This is a genomic window from Methylovirgula ligni (genome assembly GCF_004135935.1).
Classification (GTDB): Bacteria; Pseudomonadota; Alphaproteobacteria; order Rhizobiales; family Beijerinckiaceae; genus Methylovirgula; species Methylovirgula ligni.
The window spans coordinates 1,444,896-1,462,478 of sequence record NZ_CP025086.1; the positions used below are offsets into that span (position 1 = coordinate 1,444,896).

General features: G+C 57.1%; 19 protein-coding genes. 14 read left to right on the forward strand and 5 right to left on the reverse strand.

Features of this window, described 5'->3' with window-relative positions; genetic code table 11:
- Window positions 1–2: 2 nt before the first annotated feature.
- Entirely contained in the window at window positions 3–875 is an 873-nt protein-coding gene (locus CWB41_RS07005) for an FAD binding domain-containing protein (RefSeq protein WP_115834952.1), read from the reverse strand.
- 215 nt (window positions 876–1,090) lie between these two features.
- Window positions 1,091–2,284 carry an MHYT domain-containing protein gene (locus CWB41_RS07010; protein WP_165204107.1) on the reverse strand — a complete coding sequence of 398 codons (1,194 nt, stop codon included), beginning with the start codon at window positions 2,282–2,284 and terminating at the stop codon, window positions 1,091–1,093.
- 486 nt (window positions 2,285–2,770) lie between these two features.
- On the opposite strand from CWB41_RS07010, the gene CWB41_RS16135 reads away from it, so the two are divergent.
- The 5 genes from CWB41_RS16135 (at window position 2,771) to CWB41_RS07030 (ending at window position 7,194) form a co-directional block, all read left to right on the forward strand.
- Window positions 2,771–2,956: a hypothetical protein gene (locus CWB41_RS16135; protein ID WP_147301463.1), complete on the forward strand. Its 186-nt coding sequence runs from the start codon at window positions 2,771–2,773 to the stop codon at window positions 2,954–2,956.
- Window positions 2,957–3,317: 361 nt separating this feature from the next.
- Entirely contained in the window at window positions 3,318–3,587 is a 270-nt protein-coding gene (locus CWB41_RS07015) for a hypothetical protein (RefSeq protein WP_129396429.1), read from the forward strand.
- Between the two features lie 916 nt (window positions 3,588–4,503).
- Complete coding sequence (locus CWB41_RS07020; protein WP_115834950.1) at window positions 4,504–5,502, forward strand: ABC transporter substrate-binding protein; 999 nt, start codon at window positions 4,504–4,506, stop codon at window positions 5,500–5,502.
- 89 nt (window positions 5,503–5,591) lie between these two features.
- Window positions 5,592–6,413, forward strand: coding sequence for an ABC transporter ATP-binding protein (locus tag CWB41_RS07025; protein ID WP_115835470.1), 822 nt, complete (start codon window positions 5,592–5,594; stop codon window positions 6,411–6,413).
- Between the two features lie 52 nt (window positions 6,414–6,465).
- Window positions 6,466–7,194: an ABC transporter permease gene (locus CWB41_RS07030; RefSeq protein WP_245441093.1), complete on the forward strand. Its 729-nt coding sequence runs from the start codon at window positions 6,466–6,468 to the stop codon at window positions 7,192–7,194.
- A 15-nt stretch (window positions 7,195–7,209) separates the two neighbouring features.
- Here the strand turns inward: CWB41_RS07030 and CWB41_RS07035 are convergent, their stop codons facing one another.
- The gene (locus CWB41_RS07035; protein ID WP_115834948.1) at window positions 7,210–8,166 is read right to left on the reverse strand and encodes an acetamidase/formamidase family protein; all 957 of its coding nucleotides are present in this window, start codon (window positions 8,164–8,166) and stop codon (window positions 7,210–7,212) included.
- 159 nt (window positions 8,167–8,325) lie between these two features.
- Here CWB41_RS07035 and CWB41_RS07040 point away from each other — a divergent pair, with 159 nt between their 5' ends.
- From CWB41_RS07040 to CWB41_RS07080, 9 genes are all read left to right on the forward strand, one after another.
- Window positions 8,326–9,258 (forward strand): LysR family transcriptional regulator, encoded by a 933-nt coding sequence (locus CWB41_RS07040; RefSeq protein ID WP_115834947.1) that lies wholly within the window; start codon window positions 8,326–8,328, stop codon window positions 9,256–9,258.
- Between the two features lie 276 nt (window positions 9,259–9,534).
- Window positions 9,535–10,704 carry an aromatic ring-hydroxylating oxygenase subunit alpha gene (locus CWB41_RS07045; protein WP_115834946.1) on the forward strand — a complete coding sequence of 390 codons (1,170 nt, stop codon included), beginning with the start codon at window positions 9,535–9,537 and terminating at the stop codon, window positions 10,702–10,704.
- Window positions 10,701–11,174 (forward strand): aromatic-ring-hydroxylating dioxygenase subunit beta, encoded by a 474-nt coding sequence (locus CWB41_RS07050; RefSeq protein WP_115834945.1) that lies wholly within the window; start codon window positions 10,701–10,703, stop codon window positions 11,172–11,174. Before CWB41_RS07045 ends, CWB41_RS07050 begins: the two co-directional genes overlap by 4 nt.
- A gap of 6 nt (window positions 11,175–11,180) precedes the next feature.
- Window positions 11,181–11,450 carry a hypothetical protein gene (locus CWB41_RS07055; RefSeq protein ID WP_115834944.1) on the forward strand — a complete coding sequence of 90 codons (270 nt, stop codon included), beginning with the start codon at window positions 11,181–11,183 and terminating at the stop codon, window positions 11,448–11,450.
- Window positions 11,451–11,474: 24 nt separating this feature from the next.
- Window positions 11,475–12,305, forward strand: coding sequence for an MBL fold metallo-hydrolase (locus CWB41_RS07060; RefSeq protein ID WP_115834943.1), 831 nt, complete (start codon window positions 11,475–11,477; stop codon window positions 12,303–12,305).
- 111 nt (window positions 12,306–12,416) lie between these two features.
- Complete coding sequence (locus tag CWB41_RS07065; protein WP_129396430.1) at window positions 12,417–12,950, forward strand: RidA family protein; 534 nt, start codon at window positions 12,417–12,419, stop codon at window positions 12,948–12,950.
- 1 nt (window position 12,951) lies between these two features.
- Window positions 12,952–14,346, forward strand: a complete 1,395-nt coding sequence (locus CWB41_RS07070; protein WP_165204110.1) for an MmgE/PrpD family protein — start codon at window positions 12,952–12,954, stop codon at window positions 14,344–14,346.
- Window positions 14,343–14,531 carry a DUF4089 domain-containing protein gene (locus CWB41_RS07075; protein ID WP_115834940.1) on the forward strand — a complete coding sequence of 63 codons (189 nt, stop codon included), beginning with the start codon at window positions 14,343–14,345 and terminating at the stop codon, window positions 14,529–14,531. Before CWB41_RS07070 ends, CWB41_RS07075 begins: the two co-directional genes overlap by 4 nt.
- Before the next feature lie 3 nt (window positions 14,532–14,534).
- Window positions 14,535–15,917: an AtzE family amidohydrolase gene (locus CWB41_RS07080; RefSeq protein ID WP_115834939.1), complete on the forward strand. Its 1,383-nt coding sequence runs from the start codon at window positions 14,535–14,537 to the stop codon at window positions 15,915–15,917.
- A 74-nt stretch (window positions 15,918–15,991) separates the two neighbouring features.
- Here CWB41_RS07080 and CWB41_RS07085 read toward each other — a convergent pair whose 3' ends face one another.
- Complete coding sequence (locus CWB41_RS07085) at window positions 15,992–16,903, reverse strand: alpha/beta hydrolase (RefSeq protein WP_115834938.1); 912 nt, start codon at window positions 16,901–16,903, stop codon at window positions 15,992–15,994.
- Window positions 16,904–16,929: 26 nt separating this feature from the next.
- The gene (gene hpxZ, locus CWB41_RS07090; protein WP_115834937.1) at window positions 16,930–17,310 is read right to left on the reverse strand and encodes an oxalurate catabolism protein HpxZ; all 381 of its coding nucleotides are present in this window, start codon (window positions 17,308–17,310) and stop codon (window positions 16,930–16,932) included.
- Window positions 17,311–17,583: the final 273 nt, after the last annotated feature.

A 17,583-nucleotide genomic window follows, 5' to 3' on the forward strand; every position in this document is an offset into this window, starting at 1 on the left:
CGTTATCCTCGGTCTGCGGCACGGACTTTGGCCCGCGCGAGTGCGCGCGCGACCATGACGCCGGCCATTTTCTTGCGATATTCGACGGGGCCGTGATTGTCCGCGGCGGGAGTCGCGATGTCTTCGGCCGCAGCCGCGGCGCGTTTGATCGCGCTAGCGTCGATCTCTGTGCCGAGAACGAGCCGTGAGGCCTCTTCGGCATAAAGCGCGTGATCCGCCACATTGGTCAGCGTGATTGCGCAACTCGCGACCTTGCCACCCGAAAGAGTCAACATCACCGCGGCCGCTGCGGTGGCGTAATCGCCGATCTTGCGCTTCAGCTTGTTGTAGGCATAGCCGTGGCCTTTGGCCGGCACGGGGATATTGATCGCGGTGATCATCTCGCCCGGTTCGAGCGCCGTGTAATAGAGTCCCTTGTAGAAGTCGCGCGCCGGGACTTGCCGCGTACCCGTCTTGCTCGCCAACGTATAGATGGCACCGAGCGCCATCATGATCGCCGGCATATCGTTGCCGGGGTCGCCGTTGGCGGCATTGCCGCCGACTGTGCCCATATAGCGGACCTGCGGATCGGCAACGAGACCAGCGGCTTCGCGCATCAGCGGCACTTTGTCGGCCATTAGATCCGAACCGATCATCTCATATTGCGTCGTCATCGCACCGAGGACGATGTCGCTGCCTACAACGCGGATGCCTTTTAGGTCGCTGATCGCGCTGAGATCGATCAGGTTGGCAGGCGTTGCCATCCGGAACTTCATCAGCGGGATGAGGCTTTGGCCGCCAGCGAGGGGGCGGGCGTCGTCGCCTAAGTCCGCTAGCAAAGCCAACGCCTCAGGCAGTGATTTCGGACGATGATAGGTGAAGGAACCTGGGATCATCTGTGTCCTCCCGGCGCAGTTTGCATCGCCCGCGCTCCTAATTATCGCTGTCGCAAATAGCTACATTTTTGATTCCAATAATTATGGTTCTGTCGCAAGCGAGATTGCACGAAGCCCGGGCGGGAAGCACCGGCTGCGGCGCTCTTCATGAGCTGCGGTAGGCTTTTTAAATCAGGTATTTATGTCGATACTGGCTCGACGCTGCAAAGCAGCAATCAGCCTGCGGCCTGACGGCTTTTGAGGCCGAGCTTTGACTTGAGCCAAGCCGCGCGGCTGCGGCTCACAGGCACGAAATAGGGGTCTACGCCGGCCAGCTCGATCTGGCAGGCATCGCCGACGCTCTTCAATGCAACGACCCTATCCATATTGACGATATGGCTGCGGTGAACCCGAACGAAATGGTGGGAGCGCAGCCGCGCTTCGACTTCGCCGATCGACAAAGCGCAGAAATAATTCGTCTGGCCGTCGAAGACGTAAGTGTAATGCGCATTAGCGCGCACTGCGGCAATGTCGCCGATCGGCAGAAAATAGGTTCCACGATCGCGCTCCACCGGAAGGAAGGGGCTTTGTGCGGTCTCCGGAGCGGCAAGCGGGGCGGCCAGAGGCGTGACATCCGGCGCGGCTTCAGCCGCGCACTCGGGGATCGGCGAAGGCTCAGGCGCTACCGCGGGCGGCTCTATCCCGGCACGCGATTCCTTTTGCAGCATGCGCCGGTCTGGCACCAAAACCAGGAGAAAGAGGCCTGAGACGATGAAAGCCACCACCGCAACGACGATGGCGAGAAGATCGGGCGACAGCGCCGGCGCGAGCGCGGTCGGAAGCGCGTGCGGAAATATGCGCATCCCGGCCATGGCAGAATAATGCATGCCTGAAACGGCGATGCCGAAGACGATCGCCGAAAGGAACAGCGGCTGGCGCGGTTGCGTTCCGGCGGCGAGATGAAGTGCGAGGCCGGACGCGGCGATGGCGATCAAGATGCTTGCTATGACAAGCAGAGGATCGTGCACCATATGGGCGCTCGCGTGCAGGGCCGTCATGCCGATATAGTGCATGGAGGCGATGCCAAGGCCCATGAACATGGCCGAAGCTGCGAGCCGCCGTCCCGTCAGCGGGCCGGCCGTCGCGGCGAAGACGCCGATTCCGGTCACCAGCACGCTTACCAGGAACGAGAGCAAGGTCGGGAAGACCAGATAATCGACTGGGAACGAAAGCCGCGCGGCCAGCATACCAATGAAATGCATCGACCAGATCGCGACGCCGAGTGTGATCGACGAGGCCGCAAGCAGCGTGCGCTGCCGCGTGCCCGCGGCAAGGCGGCTTTGCAGCGCGAGCCCCAGGCCGACATAAGCGCCTTGAATCGCCACGATAACCGACAGCACCACGATCAAGGGATCGTGCGAAATATGCACCGGCTTTCCTCCGCCGCCGGAGCGGAGACGAAGAGCGGCTCCGCCCTTAACGTCGACTCCACCCTGGCTTTCGAGTCGTATGCACGCTCTTTGCGATAACCATAGACCAGCTGCACACGCGCGGTAAGCCGGAAATCGAATTTTGATCGGCAGAGCTTTGAAATCACTAAGCAATATCTTAGTCGATACAGCTCTGGCGATTTGTCAGCCAACCGACGGGCCGGCCGTGATCACGTGGGCATTGATACTGTTCCGTCTTCCTTTCATTTCTGCTCGAGTAGACCGTTGAGGCAAATTAACGTCAGCTTTTGCATTTTGATGATTCAAAACAGGCGTTCCGCTTTCGGCCCGCTCTGGTCATCCGAGGTGTTTGCTCAGATGATCTCGCTGGAGAAGGCCGGCCGTTCGACCGCGAGGCGGCCGGCAGCCGCGATGAGTTCGGAGGAGCGCAGCCGCGTGGCATGATCGGAGACATCGTAGACGATCATGAGTTCGTCGGGTCGGCGGGTGCAAAGAAAGCCTGCAATTCGATCACGTTCTACGGAAAATGATCGGCCGCCTCAGGCGGCTGCCGATCCGCTGCGCGCGCTCCTCGATCTCATCGTCGAACGGCTGCGCCGATCGAAGGCGGTTCTCAGCGAGTTACGCTTGGGTAAAGCTGAAAAAGATTGATCGGTGTGCCCGCAAATCACATTCACCAGCGAGGTTGTTCCGGATGATCGCCTAGGAACCGCGAAGGCACCGGCGCCGCTCGCCAAACACGTTCTATCTGCTGCGTACTTATTGGTCGACCCAATCGGCCATCGTGATCCCGCTTTTCATCGGTGATGTCCTGGCGTAGGCGTACTTCTCTCTCTGTGGCGACAGCATGAGTCGATTGGAGATAGACAATCAGATTGACAAAAGAAGGTCCGCTAGATCATCCTTGCGCACGAAGGCACATTGCTTGACCGTTAGCCGCCCTTCGTGACTCACGCCTTTCGAGGAAAGGCTGACAGTGTAACGATGAACCGGCCCCTTTCAGGAGATTTACGTGAAGAAAGCTCTATTGATCGTTCTCCTGCTGTGCCAAACATCCACTTTTGCCCAAGCCAGAGCGGGCGAATGCACGCCGATAGGACAAACGGCAGACGGCAAGCTTATCTATTCGCTCAAATGTAAAAAACTGCCTGGCCAGGCATCGGTGGCGGTGCCGCCCAGCCAAACTGAGGCGCCTTCGACACAAAGGCAGGGCCTCTTCGGTCTTTCATTTGGTTCTACAGATGTAGAGCCGAACTCACCTAACCCACCATCGCCGAACTGACAGGGTATCGAGGCGCAGCGACATCGCGTTTGGCGTTCGTGAGCGCCCACATCCCGGCAAGGATTCGGGAAACTGCCTCCATTCAATTGCATTGATCTCTGGCTGACAAGAAAGCAGCCGGATGGTGGATATCGCGGCAACGCCGTATGCTTCCATTGTGTTTTTGACAGTCAAAAGATTATCCTGCCGCTCAAATTTTTAGCATCAACGCATAAAAAATCATCTGCATTTGTTTGGTCCCGAGAACCTCGGCTTTCTATCAGCAGAATCGGCTTAGACGCGCTTGAAGTTGACGACGCGGGGCGCCGGGCATCATGACCGGCGCTGAGTGCAACGCCCATACGAATTCGACGGCTGGAGCGCCAGGCGATGCAGACTGCGCGCGCAGCAACAGCACGGGCGAACAGGCTGAAGATCGGTTAACCCGGCTTTCAATCCTGTCCGCCTTGTGCGGCGGTCCCCGTTTCTTGGAGGGGATGTCTCCAGCGTCGGCTTTTCGAATGTGATGTCTGGAACCGCTTGTGAAGCTTGGCACCCGCCGTTCGAATTCATTCTTCTCCGCCGACAACTCTTTGTCGCCTTTCATCCTGACCGCGAGCCCAAGCCCGCGATGCAAATATAGAACTCCCCAATCGGAGAACGGCGACGCGCGTGCGTGTACCTACATCGCGCGATCGCTTTGTCGCCGTATGAGCCGCCGACAAACCGCTCAGTTGCGCCATGATTGACTGTTGCTAATTCGGCAACGCTTGTTTCAACATACTGTCAGTAAAGACCAAAAAGTATGCAAAATTCCATGCATAGCGATCTTTCTGCTGTTGCAACACGGGCATTTATCGATTGAATCCGATTTGAAATGCTGCCAGCTTTCGCGCGTTCAATTCGGAATTGAACATGACATCGAAGGAGACTGAGCATGCGTGCGCGTAATGTTGGGGCGGTATTGTTCGTCGCCCTTATGATGTTGAGCGGTAGAGCCTCCGCGGCGGATACCGTCCGCTATGTGCTTGATTGGTTTCCTTCGGGAGAAGAAACCTACGCTTACGTCGCCTTGAAGGAAGGGTTCTTTGCTGAGGAAGGTCTCGACGTAAAACTGTCCGTGGCGCGCGGTTCAGTCGATGCGATCACGCGCGTCGCGAGCGGCACGGCCGACTTCACGGGCGCCTCGCTCGGCACCTTGATGGCAGTGGCGGCCCAAAGCAATGTGCCGGTGAAGGCGCTAATGTCGATCTACAGCAAGCCGCCGGATGCAATTTTCACGGTGAAGGGCAGCGGCATTAAATCAATTAAGGATCTTATCGGACGATCGCTGGTGACAGGCACGTTCACATCGTCGAACCAGTTGTGGCCCATCCTAGCCAAGATGAATGGCGTAGATCCAGCAAAGGTGAGCTTGGTCAAGGTCGACCCCAACACGATCGCGCCACTACTGGCAGCCGGCAAGTTCGATGCCTCGATCAACTGGATCTCTGCAGCCGCGGGTTCTGGCGCGGTGCTGAAGAAGGCCGGCAAGGAACTGGTCGTGTTGCCTTGGTCAGAATTCGGCCTCAAAGGGTATGGCTTTTCATTGATGGCATCGGACGAGATCATCAAAGAACGTCCCGACGTCGTCAGGCGCTTCGTCCGTGCCTTCTACAAGGCCGTTCTCTTCAACCTGAAAAATCCGGATCAAGCGGCCAAGGACCTTGGTTCGATAGTCGCCGGTATCGATGTTGCATCGGCTGCGGGCGACGTCCGTTCCACGATACCGCTCATCAAGAACGAGGTAAGCGCGGAATACGGCGTTGGTACCTTTGATCCGGCGCTCGTCAAAACGACTTGGGAATGGATCGCCAAAACGCGGGGCTACCCGCTGGATAAGCTCGATCCGAACACGGTCATTAATCGCTCGTTCTTTATCGCAAATCACGGTTGATCGCCAATCGAGGAGAATTTAGCGGCCTTGTTCCATCGAAGCTTAGCCTTGAACTGTAGATGGCGTACTGTCTTGACGAGCGACCGGCGATGAATACCCATGTACTGGCGAATGCATCCCCGGTTTTGCCCGTGATCCATCCCGCAATTGAGTTCGACAACGTGTCGCGCATTTTCGGAACCCGGTCGCGTGGCCAGGTCACGGCTCTGCGCGACATTTCCTTCGTGATTGATCGAAACGAGTTCGTTGCTTTCGTCGGCCCATCCGGTTGCGGCAAATCAACGATCTTGCGGCTGTTCGCCGGCCTGATCCCGCCGAGCACGGGCATGATTTCCGCTAACGGCGCGCCTGTGGTTAAGCCGCTCGACAAGGTAGGCATCGTCTTTCAGAAGCCCACTTTGCTGCCCTGGCTCGATATCGAGTCGAATGTCGTCTTTTTGATGAGGCATAAATACGGACGCGTTACCGAACAGGACCGTCGGGCCGCGCGGGAGTTGCTGGCGCTCGTCGGCTTGAGCGACTTCGCCCGAAGCCGGCCAAGCGAACTGTCGGGCGGTATGCAGCAGCGCGTGGCCATCGCGCGCGCTCTGCTGATGGACCCACAGTTCCTGCTTATGGACGAACCATTCTCAGCGCTCGACGCCTTAAGTCGGGAAGAGATGAGTTACGAGTTGCAACGAATCTGGAGCGAGCGGCCCAAAACAGTGTTGTTTATCACCCATTCGATTTCGGAGGCCGTTCTTCTTGCCGACCGTATTGTCGTAATGACTCCGCGCCCCGGGTCGATCGCGGCCATTCTGGACGTGCCGTTGCCACGACCGCGCGGTGCTCACTCTCAGGAAAATCCGCTATTCAGCGAGATCTCGGCGTGCATCCGCAGCCTCATCTTCGGGGGCGCAAATGCGAGATAGACTGGCCGTGGACTTGCGTCAGTATCTTGAATGGCTCGCGCCTGTGCTCGCGATGGTCACCATCATTGTTTTGTGGGAAATCATCTGCCGTGTCTTTGTGATTCCGGAATTCATCCTGCCGTCGCCGAGCGAAGTCGTCACCGCCGGGCTGAACCAATCGGCGAGCCAATGGGCCGACAATATTACGAATACGTTGACTGTCGCGGTGGCCGGCTATCTCGTCGCCATCGTTGTCAGTATTCCGCTTGCCGTGGCTTTAGGGCTGTCGCCGCTTCTGTCTAGGACGATCTTCCCTATTCTCGTCGTCATCCATTCGACGCCGGTTGTTGCTATAGCGCCAATCATCGTCGTGACGATGGGAACAGGCGCATTACCGCGTGTGTTCATCACGTTTTTGATCTCGTTCTTCCCGATCATCATTTCGACCGTTACCGGCATTCTTGAGACACCCGAGGAGCTTCTGGAAATGTCGCGGTCGCTGCGAGCGCCACGTATCCGGGAGATCGTGCAGATTAGACTTCCATCGGCCATCCCATATATCTTCAGCGCGTTGAAAGTGTCGGTTACGCTGGCGGTAATTGGCGCTGTCGTAGCCGAGTTCGTCGCCTCCGAGACAGGTCTCGGCTACGCGATTCTGTTCTCGACGTCGTCGTTTAATGTGCCAGCGGCTTTTGCCAATTTAGCGGTGCTTGTGGTGCTGTCGCTTATATTGTTCAAGATCGTCTCGATCGTGCAAGTGATCTTCTTCAGTTGGAGCTTGGAGACGACAAAGAAAAAATAGCAGCGGGCGGCTTGTTCAGGAACTCGCCTTTTGTAGCAGCTTCTTTTCGAGCATTATGTGAATGCCCTTGTTGCCGTTGACCACCTGGGTCACCCGCAGATCGGCGGCAAGGCTACACAGCATGTAGGCGTCCTCGCGGGAAATGCCGGTGCGCTCACAAATCAGTTTGATCATGTCACGTAGCGCGATCACCGCGCAATCATCAAGATCGGGATCAAAGGCCATCGTGATTACATGAGTTGGCGTCTCGGCCGTGGGCCATTCGAGGTTCATGTCTTTGCGCAGGATGAGCTGGAAGGTTCCGATCAGCCCGGTCTCGATCGCAGTGAGGCAAACTTCGCCATCGCCCTGCGCCCCATGACCATCGCCGCAGGAGAACAAAGCACCTTCGGTGTGGATTGGCAGATATAGCGTGGAGCCGGCGACAAGTTCTTTATTGTCAATATTCCCGCCATTCTTTCGCGGAGGTATTGAACTGACCATTCCCCACGCGACGGGCGGTGCGACGCCCATGATGCCGAAAAACGGGTTGAGTTCGAGTTCGAGACCCCACGGCAATCTGCTAACCATGCGCTGCTTGTCGATGGGAATATGAATGCGACGCCCTATATCGAAGTCGTCGGGCAGCCCACCAGCCTGCGGCCGGATGGTGTTATAACCCCAGTCCTGGTTGAGTTCGATCGACTTGATACGGACCTCGAGAACATCTCCCGGCTTAGCGCCGCGCACTGCCACCGGACCCGTGAGGATATGTGGACCTCCGAGCTTCGGCTGCAGGGTTTGGTGTATCGCCTGCAACGCTGGCAACACAGTTAAACCGGTCTCGGCCGTCGGCAGATGTCCCGGCGCGCCGGAGACGGTGGAAATAATGATGGTGTCCCCGGAGTCGATTGTCACATGCGGCTGCAAATTGGCGTCGAAATAGCCCCAATGCACAGTTTCTGGTGCGGCATCCAAAAGATACGTCGTCATACTTTTCCTTGACGGGTTCAAACCTTGCGGAGCGAAAGTTCGTTTGGAAATACAGAAATCCATTCGGGGACGCGAATGAAAGCCGCAACCGAGTTCGCCAATGCGCTTGTCGTGCGTCCGAGATTTGATTGCGACGCTTCATTACTATAACTTTCACACATGAGCGATTTATTTCTTGGAAAGTCCAACCGCCAAATTCCACGCGGCACTCTGAATTATTTTGGGGAAGTTGCCCGTTGCGGTTCGGTTCGTCTGGCTGCAGACCGTCTTTACGTCGCTGCCTCCGCCGTGAGTCGTCAACTTGCCAAGCTCGAGCGGTTCATAGGCACACCACTTTTTGAGCGCCGCGCCGATGGCATGTACCTGACCGACGCCGGCACGCTTCTCGCCGATTATCTAAGTCGCAATGATCGCGAGCTGGATCGCACCTTGTCGGCCATAGACGACTTGCGGGGTTTAAAGACCGGCGAGGTATCGATTAATACCGTTGAGGGTATGATCGATGAGTTTTTGCCCAACGTAATTGTAAAGTTCCGCGAACGTTATCCTGGTATATCTCTCCGCGTGCGCATTGAAAGCGCGCTCGGGGTGATCGAGGCCGTTGCTGGCGACCGGGCCGACATCGGTGTCAGTTTCAACGTGCCGCCGCGAAAGAACCTTTCGATTGTCGCGCGACATGCGCAGCCGATCCTTGTGATATGTGGGCCATCTCACCCGTTGGCGAGATATCGTAAGATTTCTTTGAATTCCATGGCCGGCCATTCACTGGCATTGCCGGATGCTAGCTTTGGCATTCGCCGTCTTGTCGATGATGCGTTTGGCCAGGCGCGTCTGCCTCCGCAACCCTTTCTGGTGACTAACTCGCTGCTGATGCTGAAGTCACTGGCGATGCAGGGACCTATCGTCACGCTGCTGCCTAATTATGCCGTGCGTACCGAGGTGCAACGCGGTTCGCTCGTCGCGGTACGAACCGACAGCACAATATTAAACGCCGCGCATCTCGATCTTTGCGTTCATAGTGCAAAGCGTCAGTCGTCGTCGTCAGCGGAGTTTTTGTCGTTGATCAAAAACGAGCTTAATACGCTGGCCTAGGTGTTGCCTTTACGGCAACCAAACGTTTTCATCTAGATAGCAGACGCAGCGCCCATTATTTGCTAGTGGCTGAGTAGAGAGGTCATATCGGAGTGGAAGGACATGAATGCCGGAGGATGCTGCAGGCTGATCTTACCTCGCTGCCGGGACGCGATCTTGTCCAAGCAACTTTCTGAGAAACTCTGTGCAACACCGACGAGCATCGAGACAGCGATTTCAGTGCAAACGAGATCGCAGGATTCCGCGTCGGCTTTTTGATTAAATGGGGCGATTGTTATGGATGCAGATATCGGCGATCTAATCCGCAAGGACGCCGTGCATCGGTCGGTCTATACCGACCCGAAGGTATTCGATCTGGAGATGGAGCGCATCTTCGATCGAACTTGGGTGTATCTCGGCCATTTTAGCGAAATCAAAGAGCGAAACGACTATAAGACGACGCTCATCGGACGTCATCCGGTGATCGTCTCGCATTTGAGCGACGGCACGATCGCCGCAGTGATTAACCGTTGCCGGCATCGCGGCGCGACGGTGTGTCAGCATGAATTTGGCAATAGTCGCGTTTTCCGCTGCGCTTATCACGCCTGGACCTACGGCAACACGGGCAAACTCATAGGTGTGCCTCACCCAGAAGGTTACGGCAAAGATTTTTCGCGCGAGCAACTCGGTCTTGTCAAATTGCCACGCATCGCGATGCATCGAGGGTTTATCTTTGGCAGCATGGCAGCGGATGGGCCGAGTCTGGACGAGCATCTTGGGGGTACCAAGCAGCTCATCGACGAATTCTGCGACATTTCACCCACCGGCGAGATCGAGGTGTTTCGAGGCCTTCAGAAATGTGCCTATTCCGGCAACTGGAAATTCCAGCTCGAGAACGGTGTGGACCCTTATCACGTCGAGTTCCTACATCGCAGCACCTTCAGTCGCGAGACGCTGAAGATCTACAACGAATCGAGCGGCACCGTTATCGATATGGATGGACACGGCGTTACAGACCATCGAGACATCGGACCGATGCGGCGCGACGGCTTACCAAACGGGGGGTTCAACGTTGTGATCTTCCCGAATCTCATCCTGCTGCGGACGCAAATACGCATCGTACGCCCGATCTCCGTCAACCGGACGGAAATCTATACCAATGTTGTAAAGCTACCGGGCCTCGATGAGGCCACCAACAAATTCCGTTTGCGCACACAGGAGTTCGAGTTTGGTCCGTCAGGCGTGGTGTTCGCCGACGACCTCGAAATCTTTGAGCGTGCTCAGGCGGGCTTGCAAAGCTCGGCTGTCGAATGGTTACTTGTTTCGCGCGGTATTGATCGCGATCGGATGCAAAATGGCTATCTTTCTGGGGAAATGATGGACGAAACACAGCACCGCGCGATGTATCGCCGTTGGAAAGAGATGATGACCTCGCGCGCGCCGGCGCCGAGTGAAAGTGCCGCATGATGAAGCAATACAACGCGATCGAGAGGCTTCTATATCGTGAGGCGCGCTTTCTTGACGAGCATCGGTTTGATGAATGGCTTGATCTGTACTCGTCCGATGCGATCTACTGGATTCCGGCGGGCCATTTCGACATAGATCCGGAAGAGCATGTCTCCATCATTTACGATACGCGTGTGGAGATGGAGCGCCGTGTTGCGCGCCTGAAGTCCGGATTCGCCTATGCCGAAGATCCGCCCGCTCGAACCCATCGCGCTGTCTCGAACGTTGAGATTGATGTCACCGAGCCCGACATTGTTGTTTCAAGCGTCCTAATGCTGTTTGCGTTGTCGAAACACAAATACACAATCCATTCGGCGCGCTGCGAATTCGTCTTGAAGCCTGGCGATAACGACGATTTCAAGATCGCGCGCAAAAAGATCGGATTGTTGCGAAACGACGAAGCCCTCGACCACATACCGTATCTTCTGTAGGTCCCAATGACGACGGCCGGTAACGAGAATGGTTCGAGCGAGTGGATACTGGCCAACGAGTTCGCGCAAGTTCGCCTCGCAATCGACCGCAAAGGCAACAGTCCCCGCGTGTGCATCGAAGACCTACAAAGCGGCTTCTCGATCTGTCTCGATGCCATGACGCTTGCGAGCCTTGTCTGGGCCTCCGATGAGATGCTCGCCGCACATTCAGACCCTCGCCTGCCTTTTGACGCGCTGCAGAAAGGTTTCACCACGCATATCGCCGATTCCGACTAGTTTTGGATTGAAAGTCACTGCACCATGCCCTCATTCGTCTGCACCACTTGCGGCACGCAATATCCTCCGAGCGACAAACCGCCGACAGAATGCATCATCTGCTCCGATGAACGCCAATACGTCACGGCGGCGGGCCAAGGCTGGACGACGCTTGAAAACTTGCGTCATCGTCACATGAACGCTATTCGCGAGCTTGAGCCAAATTTGATTTCAATCACGACATTTCCCGCTTTCGGAATCAACCAGCGGACGCATCTTTTGCGGACCCCGCACGGCAACATCCTGTGGGATTGTATTGCCCTCGTCGATAACGCAACGGTGGAAATGATTAAGGCGATGGGCGGCATCAAGGCCATCGCCATTTCGCATCCACATTACTACACGACCATGCTCGAGTGGAGCAATGCGTTTGACGGCGTGCCCATTTATTTGCACGAGGCCGACCGTAACTGGGTTCAACGTGACGGCCCAGCGATCGTATTCTGGAGTGGGTCCAGCAAGGAATTGCTGCCGGGTGTGACGCTTATCTGCGCTGGTGGCCACTATCCCGGAGGTTCGGTACTGCATTGGGCGGATGGCGCCGAAGGCAGGGGGACGCTTTTATCAGGCGATATCGTCCATGTTGTCCATGATCGCAAATCCGTGAGCTTCATGTGGAGCTTCCCGAACTTCATCCCCCTGTCCGCGCCGCGTGTCGAAGGAGTAGTCAATGCCATCAAACCTTATAAGTTCGACCGAATTCATGGTGCCTTCACGGACCGCACCATCTGGTCAGGTGCGCAGGACGCGGTCAAACGCTCCACGGAACGTTATCTCAACATCATTCTCGGCGATGGCAGTTATGAATTGCAGTGAAACACGCGTGCTGCCGACATCGTTCGCCGCGGCGCGGGGTGCGTCGTTTCTAAGTGGCTTACGACCTGCGCGGCCCCGGTTCTGGCGCTGCCGCGCGCCGCAGAAAAGGCTTTGACGGCCACTGTCGAACTGATGCTGTTCGCTCAATCGCCTTCCGAGTTATGGGTCCGATCAACAATGTCTTTGGAAATCACAGGCCAGCCGTCACATACAAAAAAAAAAATTATCTCGGTGGCTGCGCTCGAGACCGGCGCGCCCTATAATCTTTGTGTGCGCTTCGGAAATCTTCTCTTCATCTCCGGCCTGCCGCCGTTCGATGAGGAATTTAGTACCAAGCTCCGCGAAGCGCGCGCCAACGGCACGCCCACGCCGCCATTTCCGAACTTATCCTTTGAGCGTCAGGTCGAGATCGTGTTGGCCAATCTAAAAGCGCTTGTGGAAGCAGCTGACTCCAATGTCGATTGCCTATTGAGCATTAAGGTCTGGCTGAAGGACCAAAGCCGGCAGGAGCTGTTCGACCGGATTTACCGCGACTTTTTCTCCGGTCGCGAAGCGCTGCCGACGCGTACGCGTTTGCAGGCGGGCCGACTGCCAATGGATTGCGACGTCGAGATCGAAGCAATCGGCTATGTGCCGAACGGCTAGCATGGGTACGGCATTATTCCCATCGCGAGCCTATGCTGAATATGCGGCAGGGCTGCAGTTTTCCGATCTTCCATCGGACGTGGTCGAGTTCTGCAAATTAATTCTATTAGACAGCATCGGCACGGCTGCTGCCGCTAGCGGCGTAATTAGTCGAAGCAACAAGATCGTGTCCTATGCGGGCCATGCGCTTGGCGCTGGCGAAAGTGCCCTATGGGGATATTCAGATTTGGTTAGTCCGATGGCCGCCGCCTTTGCAAATGGCGCGCTGGCGCATGCGCTCAACTACGATGTTCTTGGCGCCGGCTATGCCGGGCTTATTCCATCGGCCGTTCTCGCGGCAGCCGATTGCGCAAACGAACCCACGTCAGGACGTGATGTGGTGACCGCCTTGGCAGTAGGCATTGAACTCGGCGCCCGCATACAGGATGCGGTGTCGCATATTGCTAAGACCTACGACCGAATCATTGATGGGCAGTTACAGACCTATTTTAGCTGCGCCGTTGCCGCGGCCAAGGTAATGCGATTACCGGCCGATTTGATCGACAATGCGCTCGGGCTGGCGCTCATGCAGGCCGCAGGTTCCATGCAAGTCACGCTCGATGGAGATCCTGAAGCTAAGGCGTACTACGGCGGGTTTCCAAATCAGGCCGGCCTGCAGTCCGCCTTGCTGGCGCGTGGAGAATTGCAAGCGGCATGTAATGCGTTCTCCGGCAAGGCGGGTTTGTTCCCGCTCTTTTACGATACTCAGATGGCAGATGACGCACTTCTCTCGGGACTCGCTGATCGGTACCTCTTACGGCGCGTGCGCTTCAAGCGATGGCCGTGTAGCGCCGCATTCTCCGAGCTCATGACCGTCGCCTACGACATCAAAAGGATGACGCGCCTCAGGCCCGACGATATCGCGCGGATCGAAATTGTCACCAGTCCCGCGATGCGCGTTTGGTTTGAACCATCCAGCTTACGCCGTGCGCCACAGAACGCAGCCGCCGCCGGCAACAGCGCGCCTTTTACTATCGCAACGATTCTGGCCAATGGTGATTTTACGCTTAGCGATTTGACTCAAGACGGCTTAATGCAGCCATCAGTTCTGCAGATTGCCAGCAGGATTGAAGTCCGATTTCACGGTGACTTGAACGAATCGTCAAAATTAATCGTCACGACGACGCAGGGCGTTGTCATCGAGCGCGATATTGAGGCGTCCTCGCATTCGAAGTTGCCGTGGCTGAACGCTGAAGGCGCTAGAATCAAGTTCAAACAGTGTCTCGATCGCGCGCATGATAAAAGTTTAATTGAGCGCGCGAACGAGATCGCCGATCTAATCGAGAGTCTGGACGAGCTAGCAGACTTCCGGCAATTGAACCGTGTTTTAGCTGGGAGCGTTTGGGAAACCCGATGACTGTATTGGATGGCCATCTCGCGGCTTGGTGCGATGCACTGGCGGCGTTGCTCGAATTGCCGATCGAGCGCGGCGACCGTGCTGAAATCGTCGCCAATCTGCGTCTCATCGCGCGGCAGATCGAGCTCGTCTTCGAGGTCGCGCTCGACGATCTCGCCGAGCCCGCGCCGGTCTTTCGGGCCTGAGCCATGACGCTTGACGTCTTGCGCGCTTTAGCCGGCGAAATCGCCATCGCTGTTTCAAGCGGGCAAGTTTCCGCGCGTGCCGTCACCGACGCGGCGCTTGCACGGATCGCCACACGCAATCCGCAGCTCAACGCCTTCACCGATGTCACGCGCGACCGCGCCTTGGCCAAAGCCGCCGTGCTCGATGCCGGCGCGGCGAAAGGCCCGCTCGCAGGCGTGCCCTTCGCGGTGAAAAATCTCTATGACATCGCCGGTCTCGTCACCCGCGCAGGCTCCAAGATCAATCGCGACAATGCCGCCGCCGGCGACGATGCCCTGGTTGTCGAAAAGCTCGATGCCGCGGGCGCTGTCCTTCTCGGTGCGCTCGACATGGACGAATACGCTTACGGCTTCACCGGTGAGAATGTGCATGACGGCAATTCGCTGAACCCGCACGATCCAAGCCGCATGACCGGCGGTTCGTCCGGCGGCTCGGCTGCCGCGGTGGCGTCGGGCATGGTCGCTTTCGCGCTCGGCTCGGATACCAATGGCTCGATTCGCGTGCCGGCCTCGCTCTGCGGTCTCTTCGGCCTGAAGCCGACTTATGGGCGGCTTTCCCGAAGCGGCGTTTTCCCTTTCGTTGCGAGTTTCGATCATGTCGGCGTGTTGGCGCGCGCCGCCGCCGATCTCGCCTCGGTCTACGATGCGATGCAGGGCAGGGACGTGGCCGATCCGGCGCAAGCGCCGCGCGCCGCCGAGCGGGTCTTACCTTTGCTTGGCCAAGGCGCCTCCGGCCTGCGCATCGCCGTGGCCGGCGATTATTTTCGCCGCGGCGGGCGGCCTGAATGTTTCGCCGCCGTCGATGCGGTCGCCGCGGCGCTCGGCGCAACGCGCGAGGTTGTATTGCCCGCGGCGGCCGCGGCGCGGGCGGCGGCTTTCGTTATCACCGCGGCAGAAGGCGCCGCCTTCCACCTTCCACGATTGCGCGAGAGACCGCAGGATTTCGACGCGGCGGTGCGCGACCGCCTTTTTGCCGGCGCGATGATCCCGGCTGAAAGCCTGCTACGGGCGCAGAAATTGCGCGCATGGTTTCATCGCCGTGTCGCCGCGCTGTTCGAGGAGGTCGATATCATTCTCACCCCGGCAACGCCGTGCCGGGCGCCGCTTTCGGGGCAGAAGACGATCGAGATCGAAGGCACGGAGGTTACGGTGCGCGCCAATCTCGGAATTTATACGCAGCCGATTTCCTTCATCGGTCTGCCGGCCGTGACGGTGCCGCTCTGGACTGAGGGCGAGACGTTGCCGATTGGCGTTCAGATCATCGGACCGCCGTGGCGCGAGGACCTTGTGCTGCGCGTGGCATATGAGCTGGAAAGAAAAGGCGTCGCGCGGGCGCCGGTGGCGTAAAGCATAACTTTCAGCAAAGCGTGCTCTAAATCGTCGACTCTGCCAGATCATGAGAACGAGGGTCGACCCAAACTCTACCGAGGGTTCTCAATGAATTGCCGAATAGCGTGGCCGAGCGTATCTTCGGCCGTGTTGATATGGGCCACAATTGATGAATGATTGTGGCCGCGCAACCAGACGACGGGCGGTGTTCTCTTTTTCGCGGCAGACAGTTTGAACACCAATTCGGCGCAGTGAACATCTATCAGCGGGTTCTCGTACTCGGCCCATGCAACAAATGTCGGAACGCTGGAGGAATCCACATGGCTGACCGGAGAAAGGTCGTTGAGTTTTGCCGCGTCTGACGTCCCGTAATAAGCGACGACCTTTTCGGCGCGCGGATTTTCTGGACTCGTTTCTGCACGCATACGACCACTGATAACAATTAGTCCCGCGATACCTGGGCCGCCGGCAGGCTGCAGCCGCTTATCGTAGGCATAGCTCCCAGCATGAGTGGCGCCCGCCGAATGTCCCATCAGAAATATGCGCGTCGGATCGACCCCGATCTCACCGGCGTGATCACGCGCCCATTTCACGGCAGCTGCGATGTCCTCGGTTCCGCCAGGGTAGGGCGCATCACCAGCTAGTCGGTATCCGACATTAATGCCAACAATGCCATGACGTGCGAAGTACGTCAGCACGTTCCCGAACATCTCGTCGCTGCGATTGCGATTGCCGTCTGTGAAGGCGCCGCCATGGACATACAGCACCGCCGCGCGTTGCGTTTGACCATCATTGGGAAGATAGACATCGACCATCTGCCGGGAGTGATCGCCGTAGGGACAATCGCGGCGGACCGTCACACCGTCTTTGGGCGAATACTTGAGTACGGCGCTAAAGCGCTCGATCATTTGTTTTATATGAACGGAGGGAACCCATTGGGGCCCGATCTCGGCCATGAAAGCACGAAGGTCAGGTGGAATTTCCGGTAACTGGGAGATCATCATCTTACCTTATATTCTGTTCAACAAGGCTATCGCTTGTCGACGAGGCTGACGTGTGCGGAAACGACACGCCAGCCGTCGCCGAATTTAATCCAGGTCTGTGACTGGCGACCGATCTTGTTGACATTCTCGCGACTGAAAATGGCGTTGGCCACGGCGATATTGTCGCCATAGGTTGTGATCTCGTATCGCTCGAGATTACGCTGAAGGCCTGCGGTGTTCCTGCTGCGCCGAAACGCCTTGATCTCTTCATGCGACCATAATTCTTCGGTCATGCCGAAACGCACCGTATATGTGCTTTCGAGGAATGCGGCGTCGAGAATCTCGATGTCATTGTCATTGATGGCTTGCTCGTACTCCAAAAACTTCTTTGTCACTTCGGCCACAACGTCGGGACGATTGATTTCCATCGCTTCAGTACTCCGTCATAACTGATGGGCACATTTGCACGCGCAAATGTGGATCATCGAACTTCGACATCGGAGATGAATCAGATGCATGGCAAGCAGAAAAAGACGGAGTGTTGCCTTTTGTGTTGCGCTCTGTTGAGCAGGGGCTAACAGAAGCCTTTCGCAACTAGCTGATTTTGCTTGTGAATGAATAATATTAGGCACCACGTGCCAAGTTTTTAATCATCCTAAGCCCTTGATCAATATGCCGAATTTCCGGGAGTGTGCAGAGCC